Source organism: Streptomyces sp. SID13726, assembly GCF_010548375.1.
GTDB lineage: Bacteria > Actinomycetota > Actinomycetes > Streptomycetales > Streptomycetaceae > Streptomyces.
In genome coordinates, this window is sequence record NZ_JAAGLY010000002.1 from 726,831 (window position 1) to 749,403 (window position 22,573).

At 72.5% G+C, this 22,573-nt stretch carries 11 protein-coding genes; 4 read left to right on the plus strand and 7 right to left on the minus strand.

Features of this window, described 5'->3' with window-relative positions; translation table 11 throughout:
• Window positions 1-4: 4 nt before the first annotated feature.
• From G3I78_RS07180 to G3I78_RS07195, 4 genes are all read right to left on the minus strand, one after another.
• Window positions 5-1,309: a hypothetical protein gene (locus G3I78_RS07180; RefSeq protein ID WP_164421937.1), complete on the minus strand. Its 1,305-nt coding sequence runs from the start codon at window positions 1,307-1,309 to the stop codon at window positions 5-7.
• A complete protein-coding gene (locus tag G3I78_RS07185; RefSeq protein ID WP_164421938.1) occupies window positions 1,306-1,881 on the minus strand; it encodes a sigma-70 family RNA polymerase sigma factor in 576 nt (191 codons plus the stop codon). The genes G3I78_RS07180 and G3I78_RS07185 overlap by 4 nt, the downstream gene beginning before the upstream one ends.
• 281 nt (window positions 1,882-2,162) lie before the next feature.
• On the minus strand, window positions 2,163-2,465 hold the full coding sequence (locus tag G3I78_RS07190; RefSeq protein WP_164421939.1) for a hypothetical protein: 303 nt from the start codon (window positions 2,463-2,465) through the stop codon (window positions 2,163-2,165).
• A 97-nt stretch (window positions 2,466-2,562) separates the two neighbouring features.
• Window positions 2,563-4,821 carry a hypothetical protein gene (locus tag G3I78_RS07195; protein WP_164421940.1) on the minus strand — a complete coding sequence of 753 codons (2,259 nt, stop codon included), beginning with the start codon at window positions 4,819-4,821 and terminating at the stop codon, window positions 2,563-2,565.
• Between the two features lie 268 nt (window positions 4,822-5,089).
• Between G3I78_RS07195 and G3I78_RS07200 the strand changes: the two genes are divergently transcribed.
• The 4 genes from G3I78_RS07200 to G3I78_RS07215 are packed head-to-tail and all read left to right on the plus strand — an operon-like array spanning window position 5,090 to window position 18,131.
• Window positions 5,090-13,687: a hypothetical protein gene (locus tag G3I78_RS07200; RefSeq protein WP_164421941.1), complete on the plus strand. Its 8,598-nt coding sequence runs from the start codon at window positions 5,090-5,092 to the stop codon at window positions 13,685-13,687.
• Window positions 13,684-16,377, plus strand: coding sequence for a right-handed parallel beta-helix repeat-containing protein (locus tag G3I78_RS07205; protein WP_164421942.1), 2,694 nt, complete (start codon window positions 13,684-13,686; stop codon window positions 16,375-16,377). The genes G3I78_RS07200 and G3I78_RS07205 overlap by 4 nt, the downstream gene beginning before the upstream one ends.
• Before the next feature lie 50 nt (window positions 16,378-16,427).
• Entirely contained in the window at window positions 16,428-17,372 is a 945-nt protein-coding gene (locus G3I78_RS07210; RefSeq protein WP_164421943.1) for a hypothetical protein, read from the plus strand.
• 21 nt (window positions 17,373-17,393) lie between these two features.
• Window positions 17,394-18,131 carry an AAA family ATPase gene (locus tag G3I78_RS07215; RefSeq protein WP_164421944.1) on the plus strand — a complete coding sequence of 246 codons (738 nt, stop codon included), beginning with the start codon at window positions 17,394-17,396 and terminating at the stop codon, window positions 18,129-18,131.
• An 84-nt stretch (window positions 18,132-18,215) separates the two neighbouring features.
• On the opposite strand, the gene G3I78_RS07220 is transcribed toward G3I78_RS07215, so the two are convergent.
• The 3 genes from G3I78_RS07220 to G3I78_RS07230 form a co-directional block, all read right to left on the minus strand.
• Window positions 18,216-19,913, minus strand: coding sequence for an amidohydrolase (locus tag G3I78_RS07220; protein WP_164421945.1), 1,698 nt, complete (start codon window positions 19,911-19,913; stop codon window positions 18,216-18,218).
• Between the two features lie 81 nt (window positions 19,914-19,994).
• Window positions 19,995-20,975 carry an ABC transporter permease gene (locus G3I78_RS07225; RefSeq protein WP_164421946.1) on the minus strand — a complete coding sequence of 327 codons (981 nt, stop codon included), beginning with the start codon at window positions 20,973-20,975 and terminating at the stop codon, window positions 19,995-19,997.
• Entirely contained in the window at window positions 20,972-22,570 is a 1,599-nt protein-coding gene (locus tag G3I78_RS07230; RefSeq protein WP_164421947.1) for a sugar ABC transporter ATP-binding protein, read from the minus strand. Before G3I78_RS07230 ends, G3I78_RS07225 begins: the two co-directional genes overlap by 4 nt.
• Window positions 22,571-22,573: the final 3 nt, after the last annotated feature.

Below are 22,573 nucleotides of genomic sequence, written 5' to 3' on the forward strand. Positions count from 1 at the left end.
CGGCCTAGTCGGCTGTCGTGCCGGAGGAGGCCGCGGTGGTGCGTTCGCGGGTGGCGGCGGCCGGTTCGGCGAGGAGTTCGGAGCCGGTGGTGACCCGGGGGACGGTCTCGGTGGGGGCTTCCTGGAGGGGTTCGGTCTCCTGGAGCGACTCGGTCCGCGGCCGCCGGGGCTCTTCGCGGGGTTCGGGCCGTACGGGTACGGCGGTGACCTTGGGCGGGGTCGCCTCGCGGCGCCGCCGGCGCAGGTCGGACCGGACGGACGCGGCGACGGCCCTGCTCAACGGGGCCGAGTCGGCGTCCAGTTCCAGTTCGGGCGCGGTCACCCGGCCGCGGCCGTCGACGTGCAGGGCCCAGCTGTGCCCCGCGCTCCGGCCGTCGGTCAGACAGACGACGGTGCCGGAGGCGGCGAGGGCGCCGAGCCTGCGGGCCTGTTCCGGGTTCGGGGCGGCGCACACGACGACGGTGGTCGCGGTGCGGCCCGGCTCTCCGGCCTCCTCTACCGGCATGGTGGACCTCTCCTCCACCTCCCCCAGCAGCGTTTCGAGACGCCGTCCCCTGAAGTGCGGGTGGACTCCCTCGGTGACGGTGACCGTGGCTCCGCTGCCGGGCCGGTCGAGTTGTGCGGCCAGGGCATGGAGGAGGCGGGTGCGGGCCGCGGTGTCGCCCTCGACGGTGATGACGCGGGGGCCCGCGGCCAGGTCGAGGTGGACGCAGGCGTCGTCCGCCATGCCGACGGCGACCGGGAGGGGGCGCAGCCGGTGCGCGGGGCGGGCCCCGGTCTCCGGCAGGGTGTCCTCGTCCGTGAACGTCAACTCCCAGCCCTGTGGGGTGCTGTCCGCGCCCGGCTCCCAGGGTGCGGGCGGTTCGGGCGGGCGGCGGGCGGCGATCTGGACGGCGGCGTGTCCGGGGGCGGTGCGCACGGCGTAGGGGAAGGCGCCGGGTGCGTCGGCCAGCGCGGTGGCGGCCGCGTCCAGCAGGCGTCGTACGAGCAGGCCCTTGCGGGGGTCGGACAGTTGGCGGCCCAGGGCGCGCACGCCTCGGCGGTGGCGGCCGTAGGAGCGCAGGGGTTCGCCGAACGCCCGGCGGGTCAGGGTCGCTTCCTGGCCGAGGCGCCGGCGGAAGCGGCGCCAGCCGCCGCGCTTGCGGATCGTGTGCCGCAGCAGCAGGACGAGCAGGAGCAGGAGGACCGCGGCCACGATGACGGCGGTGAGCGCGGACTGATGGGGCTTCGGCAGGGCGAGGACCGAGGTGTGGGCCAGGCCGGCGGGCGTCGGGACGGGGGTTGCCGGGCCCGGGGAGCCGGTGCTCATGCCGCCGCCAGCGCGTGCTGCGGGTGGTGGCGGCGCAGTTCGCGAATGGCGTGGTGGGTGCGGGACTTCACGGTGCCCGGGGGGATGCCGAGGGCGTCCGCCGCGTCGGGGCCGGTGCAGCCGAGGACGTAGACGTAGAAGAGCACTTCGCGGTGTGAGGGCGAGAGCCGGGACAGGGCGCTGACCAGGAAGCGGCGGTGGACCGCCTGGCTCATCGGGTCGACGGGCTCGGTGTGCTGCTCCAGGGCCTGCTCGTGCTGGAGTTCGGGGCGGGTCTTCTCGCGCCGGGACCAGTCGACGACCAGGTTGTGCGCCACCCTGATCAGCCAGGCCCGGGACGGCTGCCAGCCCTCGGGCTGGTCCGCGATGCTCAGCCAGGCACGGACGAGCGTCTCCTGGACGAAGTCCTCGGCCCGCTGCCGGTCGCCGCGCAGCAGTCCGGAGACATAGCGCAGGAGGGGGCCGTGGTGCTCTTCGTACAGCCTGCGTATGCAGGCATCGCCGGAGTCGGTCGACTCGTCGGCTACGGGAGCGCTCCCACGCGGAGCGGGGCTGGGCATGGTGGTTCTCATGGATCTCCCCCAGGGCCGGCGTGGTTCGTCTGGGCCGGTCCGGTCGGGCGCCGCGGGGGCGGCGTGAGCTGGGCAGTGGGGGGAGTCTATGAGCGGTTCTGGAAGTTTCAAGAGACTCTGAGGGGAAACTGAGGTTACCGGTAAGTGCGACAGCCAATCGACAGCTGACGCAACGCGCGTAGCGAAGGCGAAGGCAATAAAGGGGCAAAGAAAAACGGAAAACGGGGCGCCGGCCTCAAGGGGGAGTTGGCCGACGCCCCTGTTCAGGAGCCGTGCTGGAATCAGCTGTTGGGGATGCCGTTGGCGATCTGCCCGTCCAGGTTGTTCACGGCGGCGACGATGTCGCGGAACTGCTTCGAGAACTGCGTGATGTTGTTGACGGCCTGCGTCACCGAGGTGTTGAAGCTCGTGTAGGACTCCAGCATCCGCGGGCTCGTCTGGGCCAGCACCAGACCGTTGCCGAGGAGCGCCTCGACGTCACGCTGGAGCGAGGTCAGCTGCGGGACCAGCGTGCTGCTGACGGCGTTGTCCAGCTTGGCGGCGGTGGCGTCGACTTCGGCGTCGTCGATGATGTTCTTGGGCATGGTGATCCTTGCTCTCCGGTGCGTTCTTCGTGGCGTTCTTCGGTGCGTACTTCGTGGCGGTGCGACCGGTCGGGAGTGACCGGGGTCTTGGGGTGGGTCAGGCCCAGTTCTCGCCGAGCGAGCCCAGGGGAGGTTCGTCGCCGTAGCGTTCGTGCTGGGTGACGGAGTCCCTCAGGTACCAGGAGCCGTTCTGGCCGCGCTGCCAGACCTCCTGGATCTCGTTGTTCGCTCCGGCGACATAGCGGACGCCCGTGTTCTCGTTGGTGACGACCTTCAAAGGGGAGCCGTCGGGCGCGGTGTAGTCGGTCCGGGTCACGCCGTCCTGGAGTGCGGTCGTCGTTCCCGGGGCGGACGGGTCGCCGGACGGGTGGCCGCCGCTGTCCACGACGGGGTTCTCCACGGTCAGGTAGGCGGGCGGCCGGTCCAGGAACTGCTGGTCGTCCTCCTTGCCCGCCTCGGAGTCGAGGTAGGTGTCCTTGTCCATGGTCAACTGCCAGTCGCCGCCGGGCGCCTTGGTGTAGATCTGCTGGGTGTCGCCGTGTTCGTCGGTGACGTAGCGGACCATGGTGCCGTCGGTGCGGTCCTCGGGGCTCGCGTCGACATAGGACCTGGTGACCGAGCCGTCGGAGCTGTGGGTCGTGGTGACGGAGTCGCCGTCCGGCGAGAGCTGGTGGTAGGTCTCGGAGTAGGTGAGGCCCGTCGCCTTGTTCGTGATGGTGGTCGTGGTCTCGACGGGGTTGCCGTCCTTGTCGACCGCCACATCGCCGTTCGCGTCGAGCTTGTAGGAGACCGTGGTGGTGCTCTCGGCGTTCTCCCAGGTGAGGCCCTTGGGTTCGGGGGCCGGCTGGTCGCTGAACTCGTCGGCGAGGTCCCGGCGGCGCATCAGCGGGTCACCCTCGCCGCTGGCCGGGTCGTACGTGTAGTTCCGCAGTTCCTCGCGCTGTTCGGCGTAGTTCTGCTGGAGGTCGTCCTGCTGCCGGCGCAGCGGCTCCTCCTCCTTCTGGAGCGCCGCCTGCTCGTCCTCGGTCCTGGCCTGGTCCTGCCAGAGGGTCTGCTGCCGGTCCTGGAGGTCGTCCGACTCCCGGTCCAGGGGCTCCTGTTCGTGGTCGAGGGCCTCGCGTTCCAGGTCGAGTCGCTGCTGGGCGGCGCCCACCCGGTCGTCGAGTTCCCGCTGGGAGGTCTTCTCCAGGTCCCACAGGGAGTGCTGCTGCTTCTGGAGTTCGTCCTGCCGTGTCGCGAGGGGCTTCTGGTCGCCCTCCAGCGCGGTGCGCTCGGCGTCCAGGTCCTCCTGGCGCCTCTGGAGGGGTCCGAAAGCCTTCTGGTTGTCGCGCTGTTGCTGTTCCAGGGCGTCCCATCCGCGCTGGAGCGGTTCGCCCTCCGTCTCGGAGAGGTCGTCCCGCTCACGGGTCAGGGCGTCCTGTCTCCGCTGCCAGGCGTCGAGGTCGGCCGGTGAGGCGTGGCCGCCGGCGATCAGGGCCCGGCGCTCCAGGAGGAGTTCGTCCTGACGCCTCTGGAGGGCGTCCTGCTTGGCCTCGTACGCCTTCTGCTCCTTCTCCAGTTCGGCGGTCCTCGCCTGGTTCTCCTGGTCCTGCCGGTCGCGCAGGGCCTTCTCGTCGGCCCAGAGTTCCTGCTGGCGGTGCTGGAGGTCGGCGTAGCGCTGCTGGAGGGGCTCCTGCTCCTTGCGCAGGTCGTCGTACTCCTTCTGGAGCTGGTCCTGCTTCTGCTGGAGCATCGCGTCGCGCCGGTCGCGGAGTTCCTTCTCCTGGGCCCAGAGTTCCTGCTGGCGCTGCTGAAGTTCCCGTTGGTGCTTCTCCAGGGGCTCCTGGCGCTCGCGCAGTTCCTGGTTCTGCCGGTCGAGGGCTTCCTGGCGCTTGTCCTGGGCGGCGCGCTCCTGGTCGATCAGGTCCTGTTTCCGGCGCAGTCCGTCCTGCTGCTTCTGGAGCCGCGCCTGCTGGGTGCGGTAACGCGCGTCCAGGTCCTGGGCCTTCGTCTCCCGCCGGGCGGCATCCAGCTTGTCCTGGTACGCCTGGTTCTGGGAGCGGGCCTCCTCGCGTACGAAGGCGGCGTTCTGCTGGGCGGCTCCGGCCGCGTTGGCCGCGTCCTGGTCGTAGAAGGCCTTGCCCGCCTGGTCGAGGAGGTTGCCGAGGTCGGTCATGACCTGCCACGCCTCGCGGAACGACTTCTGCCAGGCGCCGTAGAAGTCGGTGAGCGCCTCCGCCGTCTCCCTGCGGGGCCCGACGGCGGACGCGGAGAACGCGTGGTCCGAGTGCGAGGTGACGTCCAACTCGTCGCGCAGATGCCAGATGTCGCGGGCGAGTTCGGTCATCAGGTCGTAGTCGTAGGAAACGCGGACCACGGTTTTCCGTCCCTTCCTCGGAGAGCCTTCCGGAGCCTTCGGGAAACGGCGCCTGGGTCGGCGCCGGTGAATCGCCCTGTAGACGAGGACGCGGGCCCGGATGGTTCAAAGGAATTTCGGCGGCGATGCCATGACCTGCGAAGACTGTGGCGTGCGTCACGCAGTTGAACTCTTCGTCCCTCTTGATACGTCACCACAGCGTCGACCGGGCCCGTACGCGTCGGCGCATTCCGTGCACCTCATGTCCTGGACACCGTGGAGGAGTTCCTTGGCCACCTCCGACGAATGGAGCCGAGTCGGTTACCCGGGGAATCCGGTGACGGGGGACCCGGGTGTCATCGACGGCGTCACCAAGGAGCTGCGCGGGCTGAGCGATCTGGCCGGGCAGGTCGGCGGCGGGCTCGACGCGCTGCTGACGAAGGCGGAGGACGGCGGCTTCGAGGGGCGGACGGCGGACGCGCTGCGCGGGTACGTCAAGAACGAGCTGAAGACGTTCATGGTGAACGTGGCCCGCTCCTTCGACCTGGCGGCCTCGGCGACGGCCCGGTACTCCAGGGCGCTCGGGGACGCGCAGGACCGGGCGGAGAACGCGGCGGACACGGTGGCCGCGCTGGAGCGGGTCGGCGGGGCGCCGCTGGCCGCGGACGATCCGGAACTGGCCCGCTCCCGCAACGACGTGGCCGCCGAGATCGACGGCATCCAGGGCGAGGCGAAGATCCTGGAGGACGCCCTGCACGAGGCGGCCCGGCTGGTGTCACGGCCGATCAAGCCGCCGAAGAAGAGTTTCTGGAAGAAGTTCGTCTCCGCGTTCTGGAAGGCGCTGGAGATCCTCACGCTGGTGCTGACCCTCGTCGCGGTCGTGGTGTCGGGGCCGCTGGGCCTGGTGGCGTTCGGTCTGGGCGCGGTGCTCTTCGTCAAGGCGCTGGTGGACTACGCGCAGGGCAACGGCAACGCCCTGAGCCTCGGTCTCGCCTTCCTCGGCATCCTGTTCCCTTCGACGAAGGGCCTGACCACGATCGGCGGGCTGACCCGGATGGCGGGGGCGGGTGCCCGGGCCTTCGGGAGTGCCGCGTCCTCGGCCGCCCGCATGCTCTTCCGGGCCGGGCGGACCCTGCTCGCTCCCCGGGCCCTGCTCAGCCTGGCCGGCCAGGGCCTGTTGCGGGGCGCCGGGGCGTTCGGGCGGGCCGGGAGCCGGGCCTTCGGCGGGCTGGCCCAGCTCCCCCGGGTGTTCGCGCGGGCCCCCGGGATGCTGTCGTCGGCCGCGCGGTTCGCCACCGGGTTCGCCCGGGGTGTCTGGCAGCAGGCCAGGTTCGCGCTGCGCCGGGACTTCTTCATGTCGACGGCGTTCGTCGGCGGCAGTACCGCCAAGCGGCTCGGTGTCTACACGGTCGTCAACACCGGCCGCTTCTTCGACTTCGCGGTGTCCGCCGTCCTGCCGCTGCGGTACTCGGAACTCGCCAGGTTCGGCTACTCGGGCGCCTTCCGCCTCGGCATCCTGGAGCGCGGCCTGGCCCGGGCCCCGCAGACGGTCGCCCCGCTCGCCAGGACCGGCTCCCTCGCCCCCGACCTCGCCGAGCTGACGAGCCGCGGTCTGAACTCGCCCCGGTCCGCGGTCCCCTTCGGGGAGACGGCCGCGGGCAAGCTGGTCGTGCCGGGGACCGCCGGGTGGGACGACGCGCTCGACGAGCTGTCCGAGATCATGGTGAAGCCGGTCACGGCGACCGACACACGGGGTGTCACCTCGCTCCCCCGGATCACCGGTTCGGACACCGTCCGCTTCCCCGGCCGGCTGGACGACCTGGGCGTCCGCATGAACGGCCTCGACACCGTGCTCGACAGGGCCGGGCTGCCGGTCGGCCCTTCGCGCACCGGTCTCGACGACCTCCACGCCCTCGACGGGTTCGGCACTCCAGTCGCCCCCGGCACCACCTCCGTCCTGCTGCCGCCGCGCACCGCGGTCGACCGGCTCACGGAGCTGGACGCCCTGACCGGCCTCAGCCGCACCGACGCCGGACTGCTCAAGCCGTTCGACGAGTTGACCGACCTGGCCCCGCTGAGCATCGACGGCAAGCTCGGCGGGCTGACCGAGGCGCAGCTGGGCAAGGTCCTCGACGGCGAGCTGGACCTGGTGCGGGCCACCCCGGACGGCGTCGTCCTGCGGATCGGCGGGACCGACCCGATCGATGTGCACGTCCGGCTCAAGGGCGAGGTGCGGATCAGCGTCCTCGGCCCGGCCGACGTGCAGGTCCAGCCCTTCCGGTCGGCGGCGGGCGGCGGGCAACTCGACGACCTCGGCATGAGGCTGGAGGACCTGGCCCGGCTGATCCCCAGGGCCGACGACGGTGTGCGGGGCGCCGGCGACCTGCTCGGCCTCGGGCCGGTCCGGGCCGGCCTCGCCACCGACACGGCCGCCACGAGGACACCGCCCCTGACCCTGCGGGACATCGTCACGGGCGGCGCGACCGGCAAGCTCGCCATGGACCGCTTCCAGGCGTGGACGCGCGCCCAGACCGCCGAACTGCGCCTGGACACCGCGGGCCGTGAACTCGCCGAGCTGGGCGAGCTCGGCGATGTGCCGCCGCTGCGGCGCGCGGAGGCCGAACTCGATCTCAGCGCCGCCCAGTTGCAGTTCAACCAGGCCCGCATGGACTTCGACCGACTCGGGACGAGCCTGGACGCGGTCCGCCAGGACATCGTGGTGATGGCCGCCCGCGTCAACGGCCCCGCGGCCGCCCTGCCCACGGGTGAGCTGCGCCTGCTGGACGACCTGGGGCGGCCCACCGGCCAGTCGATCACCATAGAGCCGGGGCCCACCGTGAACTGGGTGCTGCGCACGGACTCCGGCGTCGTGCCCGGCGTCGAGGTACGGATGATCGACGGCGGGTTCAGCGTCACGGGTCTCGACGGGGTGGTCACGCGGTTCGGGGTGGATGGGCGGCCTGTGCCGTCGGTGGGCGGGCTGGATGCGCTGCACGGGCCGACGGCAGTTGCCCTCCCCCGCCTGACCGATATGCCGGAACTCGGTCGGGTCCGGCTGACGGCGGATCTGACCGACGGTGCTCACACAGTGCCGGCCGACCTCGCCCGCTTCGACGGCATGGCCCTGTCGGGGTCGCATGAACTCGCCGGGCTGCACTTGAAGGTCACCGAGATCCCGGCCGGCGATCTCGCCCCGGCCTCGTTCCGCGTGGACGTGGTGGACGTGACGGACGTCGGCGCCGTGGGCGGACCGGTGCGGCTCCCCGATGTGGGAGTGACTCTGCGCGAGGGCGGAGGGCTGTCCTTCTCCGGCCCGCAGGGTGGGATGCGGTGGCAGTTCGACTCCCTGGGACGTCTGGAACACCGTGAACTGCCGTTGTCCGGGAGCGACTTCGCGCTGCGGTTCACCGATGACGTGCTGACTCCGCTGCCCCGGGTGGTCGGCCCGGACGGGGTGCCCGTCCACGGGGCCACCCTCACGCCGATGCGGGACGCGTCCGGGGCACTGGGTGGGCTGACCGTGCGGGTGCCGGGCCTCGACGGGCTCGCCTCGGAGTGGCGGTTCGCGGCCGGTGGAGTGCTGCGTCAGCACGAGGTGCCGGTCATCCTGCGCGGGATCGACGGCCCGGCCGGTCTGGGTGTCAGGGTGACGACCACGCCCGGCGCGGGCGGCCTGACGACCCGGGTCCTCGAACTGACCGGACCGTCCAGCCTCACCGGCTCCTTCCGGCTCGGTCCGATGGAGAGCGGTCTCGCCGGGCGGTTGCCGAACGGGTTCACGGTGACCGACACGATCACCGGCAGCCGCTTCCACTTCGACGAGGGCGGCCGTCTCGCCGTCCGGGACGTACCGGCGCCGGACGGCGACGGTTTCCTGCGCTTCACCGAAGGCGCCACGCCCGATGCCATGCCCCATGCCGTCACCGGCGCTCTGCCCGACGCCGTGCCCGGTACCGCCCCGGTCCGCCTGGACGACCTCGGCGGCCTCCCCGACGGCATCGCCCAGGGAGACATGGCGCAACTCTTCCACCGCACGCTCGACGAGGCGGGCGGCGTGCGCGTCGTACCGGACGGCGCCCATCCGTCGGCTCTCGCGGACGTACGAGCCCTCGAACTCCCCACCTCCGAGCTGCCGTTGGCACACCTGGACGGCCTGCACCGCCCCACCGGATCACTCTCCGACGAGTCACTGTCCGACCTCAGCGGGCTGTCCGACCTCGACCTCGACGCCATCCGGGCCCGTCTGGACGAGCACCGGGAGGTGGTCGACCAGCTCAACCGCGTGCCGCTGTCCGGTGTGGACGAGCTGGCCGGCGTCGACCTGCGCTGGGCTCCGCTCCCGGCCTCCGACACGGTCCCGCCGGGCACGTACCGACTGGAGCTCGTCGAGCACGCTCCGGGTGCGGCCGGGGTCCACGCCTCCGACTTCACCGTCGAACTGGTCGACAACAGCGGGAGGTTCGCCGTCACGGACCGGGCCGGGACGACCCGGTTCACCTTCGACTCGGACGGCCGTTTCGCCGGCCGGGACACCGCGCTGGCGTTCGACGGACTCCCGGAGGGGCTACGGCTCCAGGTGACGCACGGTCCCGGGGTGGACGCAGCCGGGCGGGTCATGGTGGATGTGCTCGGCCCCTCCGGCGCCACCCGGTCCGTACAGCTCGCCCCGGCCCAGGGCACACTCGCCGGACGCCTGCCCGGTGGGTTCACCCTCACCGACACCGTCACCGGGTCGCGTTTCCACTTCGACCACACCGGCCGGCTCGCCCTGCGCGACCTGCCGGACCAGGACGGCTCCTTCCTCCGGCTCACCGAGGGCGCGGCCTCCGACACCCCGCCGGTCCGGCTGGGAGAGGACGAACTCGACGGACTCGGCAGTCAGTTGGGCGAGCACCTCCCGCCCGGCCTGAGTCCCGAGCACGACGGCGTCGACCTGGCGCGGTTCTTCGACCGCACCCTCGACGAGGCCTCGGGCTTCCGTACGCCGCCGGCGGGCGCGTCGGCCGATCTGTCGGGGATCTCCGGTGCCATGGACTTCCTGCACGCCGCCCCCGACACGCACGCGCTCCAGTCCCTGGATCTCCCCGGTCTCCAGCGTCTCACCGCGGAGGCGACCTCGTCGCTGGACCGGCTCGGACTGCATCCGGCGCTGCTCAACGACCAGTTGCGGCAGCTCACCGGGCAGGCCCAGCTGGTGCTGCGGCGGGAGGGCAACCGCGCTCTCCAGGAGTACCTCGACCTGCCCCTGGCGACCCGCCTCGACGACCTGCGGGGCGACACGGGCCGGGTGACGGGGGACTTCACGATCACACCGACGCCTCACGGCGACAGCCGTTTCACCGTCACCCACAACCCGTCCGGGCTGACACTGGGGTTCACCGCCAACCGCGAACTGGTCCATCAGGACGTCTTCCTGAGGGGTGGTCCGGCGGAACTGGACGGGCTGAGGCTCGGGATGACCGGCCGTGCGGTCGACGGCGGTGCGTGGACGCCGAGTTCGCTCGACTTCGCGGGCACGCGCCCGGCCGGCTTCACGGTGGCCCCGAATCCGCGGGGCGGTTTCACGCTCACCGACACGGCGGGCACGGCCAGTTGGCACTACGGCACCGACGGTGTGCCTGCCCTGCGGGACGTGCGGCTGCCGGGCGACCGGGGCGTCCTGCGCTTCGACGCCGACGCTCCCGGCAGGGTGCCCCGGGTGCTGGACCGGGCGGGTGCCGAACTCCCGGGCGTGCGAACGGAGTTGCTGGACGACGGCCGGATCTCCCTGATCCCCGTCGGCAGGGCGGCCCAGCCGATGGAGCGGACCGTGTTCAGCCGTACCGGCACGCTGCTGGAGGAGACGGTCGCCGTTCGGGTCAAGGGCGGGCGGGCCAACGGGGAGTTCTGGAGGATCGACCATGCCGCCGGGACCGCCGTGCGCGTCGACTCCACGGGCACCCCGCTCACCGGCCGCTTCGCCACCGCGAAGGTGGAGTTGTCGGGCACCGGGCAGTTCCGGCTGACCGGTGAGGGCAAGGTGAACCTGTTCGAGCGCGAGGTGCTCGGCGACGGCAACACCCTGCACGTCGACATGGACCGGGTGGGCCGGGCCCGCTGGACCGAGTTCGACCGGGCCGGGGCCAAGGTGCGGGCCGGCGAGCGGATCTGGGACGCCGACCGCAGGACGGTCCACGACACGCTGTCGTACCGGTGGATGCCGGTCGACGTCCACGACGTGCGGACGTACACCAAGGCGATCGACGGCGGGCTGATCCGCACCGAGAAGACCGCCACCGGCGAGTGGACCTGGACGCGCTTCGACAGCAAGGGCGCCGAGGTGCTGTCCGGCACCCGGGAGTGGTCCTGGAACCACATCGGCTTCCGGGACACCTACCTCGACCCGGCCACCGGTGAGCGGGCCGTCGCCCAACAGCGGGGCAACATGTGGCCGTTGAACGGCTATCACGGCTCCCGTCTGTATCTGGAGCACCCGGTGCTGCCCGGCGAGCGACCGGCGGGGATGCGGGTCGACCCGGAGCTGCACTCGGCCGTCGGCCCTGCCAACAAGCCGATCGACGTCGTCGAGCATCTCGCGGACGGCGGCACCCTGCATGTCGTGCGCCTCTCCGACCAGCGCATGCCCGCCTCTCTGTGGCAGGCGCGGACCGGACTCGGGCGGTTCGACGGGTTCTTCGGGAACCTCGTCACCGGGCGGTCCATGTTCACGGTCTCCAAGTGGACCGAAGTCGCCGCCGACGGTGCCGAGATGACCGGTGTCCGGCTCGTCTCGCACGGCGGGGGCAGCTGGCGGGACGTCGACCGGTTCGGGCGGATCGTGCGCGAGTCCCGCAAGCTGGAGAACGGCAACGTCGTCGAGGTCGGCCGCAGTCTCGACGACCCGAAGAAGTGGGCGCCGGCCCCGAAGTGGAACGGCACCTCCGAGTCGTACGAACTGCCCTGGCTGGACACGAAGAGCGGGGTCTCCGGCACCCGTCATGTCGCCGCCGACGGAGCCTTCGAGGACGTGTTCACCGACGCCGCCGGTCGCGAGGTGCTGGCGATGCGCTCGCAGGGCGCCGACGTGCGCGAGTACCTCGCCGAGAACCCGGCGCGGGGCCTGGGCCGTGACGACGCCGCCGGGGTGTGGGTGGACAAGAACGACCAGATGCAGATCACCGGGCGGCGCGACCACTGGGGCGGCCTCCATGTCGAGGCGCACGGCAACCCCCGCCACCGCACCTGGAGTTGGAAGGCCACCGACGCCGACGGGACCGTCACGGAGGGCGTCCGCAAGCAGAACCGCGGCTCGCTGTACTCCCGTACCTGGGACGACTCGTTCGTCGACCACGACCGGCTCGGCGCCGTGATCCGGGAGCGCAGCGCCACCGACGACGGCACCGTCTGGATCGACGCCACCCGGCAGGGCGACCACACCTGGACCTGGCGGAGGACGAACGCCGACGGCACGGTCCACTCGCAGGGCACGCGCGAGTACCAGGACCTCGCCAAGGGCCGCTGGAGCGACCGCGTCGGCGACGACGTCGTACGGCAGCGGAACGGTGGCCGGGTGCGGGAGTTCGCGTACACACTGCGGGAGACCCCGGCGCCCGCCTTCACGCCGGCCAGGGAGAACGGCCCGGGGTCGCTGGCCGATCTGCTGTCGCGGTCCGCGCGCCACTTCGAGCCGTCCACGACGGTCACCGTGGACCGGCGGGTCTGGCGGGAGTACGACATGGGCAAGGTGCTGCGCCGCCGGGACGCGGTCGAGGGGGTGCCGGGCCGGTACCGGGAGTCGGAGTCGCTGTGGGGGCAGTGGCGGGAGTACCAGGACGACCGGCTGGTCGCCCAGCGCACGATCATGGGGCGGGTCTGGGCCACCGACGCCTTCGGCCGCTGGTCGGCGTTCGACATGGCCAAGCTGCCGGAGATCAGCAGTCTGCCGTCGGTGGGCGGGCAGGTCGGTCTTGACGGGCACCGGGCCTGGCGGCTGATCGGCCGCGAGGTCGACTTCCGGGGCTACACCAACGAGTTCCGGGGGGTGAACCGGGAGTTCCGCGACCCGTTCCACGACATCTGGACCGGTGTCACGGACGGCGCCTCGCACAGCATGTCGCCCTGGCTCCACGGGCTGCGCAAGGCGGCCACGGAGTTCTCCACGGGCTTCCTGATCGAGTTCGGCACCAGCATGGCGGTGTCGGCCATCACCGCCGACCTCGGCAACACCCGCTTCGACCCGCTCCAGGCCTTCGAGCGGGCCCTGTTGAACGGCGCGATCGGCGGCACCATCCGCTCCGGCGTCAACATGGCCCAGGACATGACCCCGCTGGGCAAGCTCAAGTACGGCCTGACCAACCTGGACCAGGGCCAGGACCTCAACCGGCATCCGCTGGCCTCCAACGACGACTGGGCCGGCGAGTGGTCGTCGTTCGAGAACCCGTCCCGCTGGCGCTCCGGGGCCTACGCCTACGTCGACGGCCTCGCGGTCAGCGCGCTCACCGGGTTCGTCAACAACGCGGTCAACGCGACCGTGTTCGGCGTCGGCGGCGACAAGCGCACCGGGCTCGAAGCCCTCGAAGCCGGTGCGTGGGGCATGGCGGGCTCGCTGTTCACCGGTGTCACCAGCGGTCTCGGCCGGTACACCTTCCACGCCGCCTCGGGCTCGCGGATCTTCCACCGCGGCGGTCCGGGCGAGCTGATCTGGCAGGCGGGCGAGTCACTGACCGCGGGCGTCCTCAACTACTGGATCAACAACAGGGCCGCCCAGATCCTGCCGACCCGGCCGTTCCCGTCGACGACGGCCACCGCCGCTTCCCCGCCCGCCACCACCCCGACTCCCCCGCCCGCCACCGATTCGGCCCAGCCGGCCGCCGACACGGCCGCGCCGTCCACCGAGGAGCTTTCGTGACGCCCACCGCCACCGTGCACCGGGTCGCCCCCAAGGGCCGCGGCACCCACCGCAGCATCGCCTCCGCGCTGCGGGCCGCCCGCGACGGCGACGAGATCCGCGTCGCCCCCGGCGAGTACGTGGAGGTCCTCACCCTCGACCGGTCGGTACGGCTCCTCCCGGAGGACGGTCCTCGACATGCCGTACGACTGCTGGGGGCGTCCCCCGGCCGGCCCGTGCTGGAGGTGGCCGCGCCCGGCGTGCGGATCGAGGGCCTCGCCCTGACCGGCCAGGACCCGGCGCTGCCCGCGGTGCTGGTGACCGGGCAGGGCGGTCTGGAGCTGGAGGGGTGCGAGATCACCGGCGGCCGGGTGGAGGCGGGCTCCGATGCCTCGCTGGTCCTGACGGACTGCCGGGTCTCGGGGGCGGCGCTGGCCGGGGTGCATGTGAGCACCACGGGCGCGGCGCGGCTGACCCGGCTGGTGGTCGAGGACGTGGACGGCACCGGTGTCGTCGTCGGCGCCTCGGCGGAGGTGGCGGCCAACGAGGTGGTGGTGCGGCGGGTCACCGGGTCCGGTGTGCGGGTGCGCGGCGGTGCGCGGGCGGTGCTGCGCGAGTGCCGGATCACCGGTCCGGGCCGCAGCGGGCTGCTGGTGGAGGACGACGCCTCGGTCACCGCGCTGGACTGCCGGCTGGCGGAGACGGCCGCCGAGGGGGTCCGGGTGCTGGGCAGTTCGCCGCGTCCCGAGGGGGCGCCGGGGCGCCGGGAGTCCGCCGACGGCGGGGTGCTCCTGGCCGGCTGCGAGGTGCTGCGCACCGGGACGGACGGCGTGGCCGTCTCCGGCACCGGGGACGTGCTGCTGCTCGACTGCCGGCTGCGGGACGGCTCGGGGCCCGGGGTGAGCGCGGACGGCGAGGCGCGGGCCGAGCTGCGGGACTGCCAGGTGGAGCGCGCGCACGGCTCGGGGCTGGTGGCCCGGGGCTCCGCGCGGCTGTCCGCCGAGGGCACGTCGGTGACGGGCAGCCGGGCCAACGGGCTGCTGGCCGGGGACCGTTCAGAGGTCCGCGTGGCCGCCACCGACGTGACGGACAGCTCCTTCAGCGCGGTGCACGCCTGCGACGACTCCCGGGTGACGCTCACCGGGTGCCGGATCGGCTCCACCGCGGAGCACGGCATCCGGGCCACGGACCGGGCCGGGCTCACCGTCGAGGGCGGCCGGATCACCGACTGCGGGCTGGCGGGCGTGCGGATCGACGCGGCGGCCGAGGCGCGGGTGCGCGGGCTGTCCGTGCTGCGCGGGACGTCCGGGATCAGCACCGACTCCACCGGCACGGTGGTCCTGGAGGAGTGCGATGTCGCGGGCGCCGAGCGGGCCGGCATCTCCTGCGGCACCGGCACCGCGCCGGTGCTGCGGGACTGCCGGGTCAGCGGCACCGGCACGGCGGGCCTGGTGATCGGCGAACGGGCCACCCCCAGCGTCGAGGGCTGCTCGGTCCGGGACGCGGACGGCTCGGGACTGGTCGTGGGCCCGCAGGCCGAGCCGCGTATCAAGTCCGTCACGGTGGCGAGGACCGGCAAGAACAGCGTGTTCGTCGGCGAGAAGGCCCGCGGCACCTTCGAGGACTGCGTCTTCGCCGGGGCGGGCGGTTCGGGTACGGCGTTCCCGGCGCTGCATCTGTCGGCGGGCGCGGCGCCGGTGCTGCGCGGCTGTCTGGTCCGGGACACCGAGGAGGACGTGGCCCTGGAGAAGGGCGCCCGGCCGGTGTTCGACGACTGTCTCTCCCGGGACGTGCGGAACCCGTCCCTGCCGACCGGCGCGGAACAGGCTCTGTCGGCGGCCGCGGGCCCGGACACGGCGGGTTCGGCGAGCACCGCGCGGGAGACCGAGGCGCCCGCCGAGGACACCCTGGACGACCTGCTCGCCGAGCTGCACGGGCTGGCCGGTCTGGAGCGGGTCAAGCACGATGTGTCGTCGCTGGTGAAGCTCATGCGGATGGTGCGCCGCCGTGAGGAGATGGGCCTGGCGCCGCCGCCGCTCAGCCGCCACCTGGTCTTCGCCGGGAACCCCGGCACCGGGAAGACCACCGTCGCCCGGCTCTACGGCCGCATCCTGGCCGCCGTGGGTCTGCTGGAGCGCGGTCACCTGGTCGAGGCCGACCGCTCGGCGCTGGTCGGCGAGTACGTCGGCCACACCGGTCCCAAGACCACCCGGGTCTTCCAACAGGCGCGCGGTGGCGTGCTGTTCATCGACGAGGCGTACTCGCTCACCCAGTACGCGGGCTCCAACGACTTCGGCGGCGAGGCCATCGCCACCCTGGTCAAGCTGATGGAGGACCACCGCGACGACGTGGTGGTGATCGTCGCCGGGTACCTGGAGGAGATGGAGACCTTCGTCCGCTCCAACCCCGGTCTCGCCTCGCGCTTCAACCGCACCCTGCTCTTCGAGGACTACGGCAGCGCCGAGCTGGTCAGCATCGTGGAGCACCAGGCGGCGCGGCACCAGTACGAACTCGCCCCGGACGCCCGTGAGGCGCTGACCGCGCGCTTCGACACCATGCCGAGGGACCGCGGGTTCGGCAACGGCCGTACCGCTCGCCAGCTCTTCCAGGCCATGACGGAGCGTCAGGCGTACCGCGTGGCCGAGCTGTCGGACGTGTCGGAGTCCGACGTGCTGACGCTGAGGCCGGAGGACATCCCGCAGACGCCGTAGCCGCAAGCCCGCACCACGTTCTCAACCCACCCCTGTTAAGGACCCACTTCATGCCGCACACGCCCGACTCCCCGCAAGGTGACCGCCAGGAAGGCGAGTTCGCCGATCTGTTCGCCCGGAAGGCGCGCACTCCGCTGCGGGGCTTTCTGCCCGGCCGCCGGGTCTGGAGCGCGGTCGGCGGCTCCGCGGCCGCGGTCCTGGTGATCGCCGGGTCGGCCACGATGGTCTCCATGATCGACTGGAGCGGCTCGGACGCGGACAAGGTGACGACCGCCGCGGACAAGCCCGCGGCCGAGGAAAAGGCGCACGGGGACACGAGCGGGGAGCCGACGGCGGGCGCGTCTCCGAAGAAGGCGCCGGTCGGCGACGGTGAGAAGGCCCCGGGCGTCGTCTATGTACCGGTGTCGGGTGGGGCCGGTGCGGGGGCGGGCGGGTCGTCGGTGGCGGGTGCGGTCGGTGGTACGGGTGGCTCGTCGGGGGCGGCCAGTACGTCCGGGGCGGGCGGGTCGTCGGGGTCGTCCGGCGGCTCGGGAGCTTCGGGGTCCTCCGGCTCCTCCGGCACGGGCAAGCAGGGCTCCGCGACGGCGGACCAGAAGACCAGCTCCGCCGCGACGGCCGGCTATCTGTGGTCCGACGGCAGCGTGGACTCGTCCGAGGACAACGGCTACTGGGACCAGAGCGTGGTCACCGTGAAAACCACCAAGGCCCTGAGCAGCCTCAAGGTGGTCGTCAGGATCATCCAGACCGGCGGGGTCGCGAGCACCGGTGTGTGGAGCGACCTCGGGGACAAGGTGTCGGTGGCCACCGGGGGCGGCAGCAGCGAGCTGGACTACGTGGTGACCCTGAAGGCGGGCAACACGCTGGCGGCCGGTACCTATGTCTTCAAGTTCCAGTACAACCACGCCAAGGGCGACCGGGACGCGGGCCACGACCGGTACAACGTGACCACGGTCGCGACCGACTCGGACGACGAGTTCCGCTCAGGGGGTTTCTGACGTCCGGGGCACACTGGTCGGGTGATCGTCGAACGCGCGTATGCCCATCTCCCCTCGTACGGCTCGCATGACGCCCCCGACTCCGACGAGGCGGGGGCCTGGCCCTGGTCCGTGCCCTGTGTCCGGCAGTTGCTCGACGAGGGGCTGCGCTTCACCGCGCCGGTGACCTTCCTGGTCGGGGAGAACGGTTCGGGGAAGTCGACCCTGGTGGAGGCGCTGGCCGAGGGGTTCGGTCTGGACTCCTACGGCGGCTCCCACGACTGGCGCTACGCCCCTTCACGCGCCAAGTCGGTGCTCGGCGAGCGGATCAGGTTCGACGCGGGCCCACGGGGTCGCCGTATGCTCACCAGCTGGTCGGCCCGCAAGGGGTTCTTCCTGCGGGCCGAGACCGCGCTGGACGCCCTGGGCAGGGAGGGCTTCTCCCCCGACTCGGTCAGTCACGGCGAGGGCTTTCTCGCCGCGTTCCGGGGGAAGTTCCTGCACACCGGGCTCTACGTCCTCGACGAGCCGGAGGCCGCGCTCTCCTTCACCTCCTGCCTCGAACTGCTCGGCCACATCGACCGGCTGACCAAGGAGGGCAGCCAGGTCATCTGCGCCACCCACTCCCCGCTCCTGACCGCCCTGCCGGGCGCGGACATCGTGGAGGTCGGCGAGCACGGCATGCGGCGGGTCGGCTGGCGGGACCTGGAGGTCGTGGACCACTGGCGGCGCTATCTCGCCGACCCGCACGCGTATCTGCGGCACGTGCTGGAACCGTAGGCCGACCGCGAGCGGTGGCAGCGCCCGGACCCGGCGTCCGGCCGCAGGGCAGTGCCGGCTGAGCGTCAACTCCCCCTGTGGCGTTCAGCGTTCGTGGACCACCTCGCCGTCGAAGACCGTCATGTCCACCTGTACGTCGGTGATCTCGTGCGGGTCGAGGTCCAGCAGCGGGCGGTCCACAACGCACAGGTCGGCGGCCTTGCCAGGTTCGACGCTGCCTTTCCAGTCGTCGGCGAAGTCCTGCCAGGCGGGGGTGGTGGTGTAGGCGCGCAGGGCCTCGGCGAGGGTGACGCGCTGTTCGGGGCCGCTGGTGCGGCCGCTGGCCTTGGACTCGCGCAGCATCATCGCGGCGACGCCCTGGCGCCAGTCGGGCCGGGTGATCGGGGCGTCGGAGCTGGCGCAGACGTGGACGCCGGCCTGGAGGGCGGACCGTACGGGCCACTGGTAGGCGGAGCGTTCCGGGCCGACCACCTCGTCCATGAGGTCGGAGATGGTCCACTTGATGGCGGGGTTCATGTTGACGCCGTAGCCGTGCGCGGCGAGCTTCGCCAGGCTGTCCTGGCCGATGAAGTCGCCGTGGATGACGTAGTGGCGGGCGTCCGGGCGCGGGGCGGCGGTGTTCGCGGAGACGAAGGCGTCCACCACGGTGTCGATGGCCCGGTCGCCGGTGACGTGCACTCCGAGCTGGAAGCCGGCCCGGTGTGCGACGGCGATCATCTCGCGCAGTTCCGCGACTTGCAGTGCGGGGGTGTCGCCGTGGACGCACAGGGCGCCGTGACCGCCGTCGGGGTAGGGCTCGTTCATCCAGGCCGTGCGGTTCGGCGGCACTCCGTCGGCGAAGATCTTGACGCCGATGGCGTTGAGGCGGCGCGAGTCCGCCGTCGCGGGGCGGCGCAGTTCCTCCAGCCCCTTGCGCAGGTCGTCGGCGGAGCCGCCCATGGGGGCGGGCAGCAGCAACACGCTGACGCGGGCGTCGAGTTGGCCGGCCGCCACGAGTTCGGCGTACGCGGTCCAGTTGTCGGTGCTCAGACCGCCGAACAGGGTGCCGGCACCGCCGGGGCCGAGGCCGGGTTCGGTGTAGCTGGTGATGCCGCGTGTGTGCAGTTCGCGGACCACGCCCTGGACGGCCAGGCGGCGCTGGGCGATCGTCGCGGCGGGGAGCGCGGACTGCACGAGCCGCTGGGCCGCCTCGCGCAGGATGCCCGTCGGCTCCGCGTCGGCGTCGTGGTCGATGACTCCGCCGGGCGGAGGGGTACTGCCCGCGTCGATGCCGCAGCGGCGCAGGGCCTCGCTGTTGGCCCACACCATGTGCGAGGAGAAGTCCGTCAGGCACACCGGGTGGTGCGGGGCGACCGCGTCCAGATCGCGGCGGTGCGGGAAGCGGCGCGGGTCGTCCAGGCATTCGGCGAGGTAGCCGGGGTCCCAGCCCAGGCCCACGATCCACTCCCCAGGCGGGGCCGCCTCGACCGCCGCGCGCACCACCGCCACGACGTCGGCGATCGAACTCATCGCGGGATGGCCGACGTCGAGGGCGAAGGGCGGCTTCGTCATGCCGTACGCGGCACCGTGCAGATGCGAGTCGTTGATCCCGGGCAGGACGGTCCGGCCGCCGAGTTCGACGACCCGGGTGCCGGGACCGGCCAGGGCGCGCATCTCGGCGTCGCTGCCGGTGGCGACGATGTCCCGCCCGCGTACGGCGACCCCTTCGGCGACCGTGAAGTCGCGGTCGACGGTGAGGACCTGACCGCCCGTCAGGACGAGGGTGGGCGCGGTTCCGTGCATGGATGCCTCTTTCGGGACTCGGAGTTGATCAAAAGGGTGGGTCGGGATCCGGATCGGGATCGGGATCGGGATCGGGATCGGTCAGCGTGTCGCGCGGGGTGCGAAGTACGCCAGTGCCGCGCCGGCCACGAGAGCGGAGCCCTGGGCCATCTGCTGCCAGAACGTCGGCACGTCCAGCAGTGTGAGGCCGTTCTGGAGGCAGCCCAGGAACAGCACGCCGAGCAGCACGCCGAGGATCGATCCGGAGCCGCCGGTGAGGGCGACACCGCCGACCAGTACGGCGGTGAGCACGGCCAGTTCGAAGCCGCTGCCCGAGGTCCCGGCGACCACGCTGTCCAGCACCGACGCCTTGATCACCCCGGCCAGGGCGGCCGCGACGCCGGTGATCACGAACAACGCGAAGGGCGTACGGCGGACGTCGATGCCGGAGAGACGGGCGGCCTCCCGGTTGACGCCGATGGCGAAGACATGCCGTCCGGCCGGGGTGAGCGCGAGGAACAGCGCGCCAGCCAGCAGCACGAGCGCGGCGATGACGACCGGTGCGGCGACCCCCGCGATCCGCGCCCCGCCCAGCCAGGCGAACCCGGTCCCGAACCCGCTCAGCGGCAGCGGGAAGAGCTGCTGGGCCAGCCCGCGTACGGCGGTCAGCATGCCGAGGGTGACGATGAACGCCGACAGGCCGAAGTAGCAGCACAGAACGCCGTTCACCGCACCCACCACGGCACCGGCGACCAGCGCTCCCCCGATGGCGACGGCCGGGTTCTGCCCCTGCCCGGCGAGCCACCCCGCGACCAGCCCGCCGAGGGCCAGCGTGGAGCCGACCGACAGATCGAGGTAGCCGCTGATGACCAGCAGCGCCGACGGCACCGCCACGACAGCCAGCGTGGCGGCGTCGGTCGCGATGCCGCGCAGGTTCGCCGGGTCGAGGAAGCTGCCGGTGGACAGGTGGAAGGCCAGCACCATCACGGTGAGCACGGCGAGCAGCGGTTGCCGCCGCAGGGCGCTCAGTCCGCCGGAGAGGGAGAGGCGGGGCCGGGCGAGAAGGGGGTCGGCGGTGGTCATACGGCTCCTTCGGCGGGGATGGGGACGGGGGTACCGGAGTCGGTGTCCGACCCGGTGTCGTGGACCGCCGACAGCAGGCGTTCTTCGGTGAGTTCGGCGCCGGAGAGCTCGCCGACGATCCGGCCCGCGGCGACGATGAGGCAGCGGTCCGCGAGCGCGACGACCTCCTCCGGGTCACTGGAGGCGAAGAGCACGGCCGTGCCCCGGTCGGCCGCGAGCGCGGACACCACGTCGTAGATCTCCTCGCGGGCGCCCACGTCGACGCCCTGTGTGGGCTCGTCCAGCAGCAGGACGTCGACCTGCCGGGCCTCGTTGATCCACCGGCCGAGGACGAGTTTCTGCTGGTTGCCGCCGGAGAACGCGGAGGCGGGCAGCCTGGGCCGGGCAGGTCGCAGCCCCACCGCCTGGGCGAGCGTCCCGAACACCCGGCGTTCGGCGCCCAGTGCCCGGACACCGGCGCGGGCGAGGGGCCGTACGGTCGGCAGCAGTGCGTTGTCCTGCGCGCTCAGGACCGGGAAGAGTCCTTGGCGGTGCCGGTCGGCCGGGACGAGCGCGATCCCGGCGGCGAGTGCCTCGGCGGGCCTGGCCGGGGTCACCGTACGGTCGCCGACGCGGATCGTGCCGCCGACGGCGCGGCGTCCGCCGTACAGACTCTCCAGGATCCGTGTCCGCCCCGAGCCGATGAGCCCGAACAGGCCGACGCGCTCGCCCACTTCGACGGTGAGGCTCACCGGGCCGAAGCCGGGGCCGTGCAGTCGGTCGACGGTGAGACGGGGTCCTCCTACCCCGTGCCCGGGGGTGCGGGATTCGTCGGCCGCGCTCGCGGAGGCGCGCCTCGGTCGTCCCGCGGCCACGTCCCCGGAGGCGCGCCGCGGTCGCCCCGCGATCGCCTCCACCAGCTCGCGCCGCGTCTGCCCCGCCCCCGCCGAGTGGTGGGCCACCCGGCCATCCCGCAGCACGGTGACCGCGTCCGCGAGGCGTTCGACCTCCGAGAGCAGATGGGTGACGTAGACGATGGCCAGCCCCTGGGTGCGCAGGTCCTCGACGCGGCGGGCCAGCGCCTCGCTCTCGGCGGTGGACAGGGCCGCCGTGGGCTCGTCCAGCACGAGGACGGAGGCGCTGCGACTGAGGGCCTTGGCGATCTCGACCAACTGGCGCTGGCCCATAGGGAGTTCGCCGACCCGGTCGCGTGGGGAGCAGGTGGCCGCGACGCGTTCCAGGAGCCCGGCGGCGACCTGTTCCTGGGCGCGCCGGTCAATGCGGCCGAACCGGGTCCACTCCTGGCCGAGGAAGATGTTCTCCGTCACGGTGAGCGCGTCGACCACGCTGAGCGTCTGGAAGATGATCGCCACACCCGCGTCGATCGACTCGCGGGGGCTCAGTCGGTCGTACGACGTCCCGCCGACCTCGATCGTGCCCGCGTCCGGCGGGTAGGCGCCGCCGAGGCACTTGATGAGGGTGGACTTGCCGGCGCCGTTGTGCCCGAGCAGGGCGTGGACCTGGCCCATCGGCACGGTCAGGTCCACGCCGTCCAGGGCCCGCACCCCGCCGAAGGACTTGGTCAGTCCGCGGATGCGCAGGTTCACGGGTGTCATGGA

What these genes read in the sequence shown, in the direction of transcription:
- G3I78_RS07180 (WP_164421937.1), bottom strand. Translation starts at nt 1,309, where the DNA reads ATGAGCACCGGCTCCCCGGGCCCGGCAACCCCCGTCCCGACGCCCGCC.
- G3I78_RS07230 (WP_164421947.1), bottom strand. Translation starts at nt 22,570, where the DNA reads ATGACACCCGTGAACCTGCGCATCCGCGGACTGACCAAGTCCTTCGGC.
- G3I78_RS07210 (WP_164421943.1), top strand. Translation starts at nt 16,428, where the DNA reads ATGCCGCACACGCCCGACTCCCCGCAAGGTGACCGCCAGGAAGGCGAG.
- G3I78_RS07225 (WP_164421946.1), bottom strand. Translation starts at nt 20,975, where the DNA reads ATGACCACCGCCGACCCCCTTCTCGCCCGGCCCCGCCTCTCCCTCTCC.
- G3I78_RS07190 (WP_164421939.1), bottom strand. Translation starts at nt 2,465, where the DNA reads ATGCCCAAGAACATCATCGACGACGCCGAAGTCGACGCCACCGCCGCC.
- G3I78_RS07185 (WP_164421938.1), bottom strand. Translation starts at nt 1,881, where the DNA reads ATGAGAACCACCATGCCCAGCCCCGCTCCGCGTGGGAGCGCTCCCGTA.
- G3I78_RS07220 (WP_164421945.1), bottom strand. Translation starts at nt 19,913, where the DNA reads ATGCACGGAACCGCGCCCACCCTCGTCCTGACGGGCGGTCAGGTCCTC.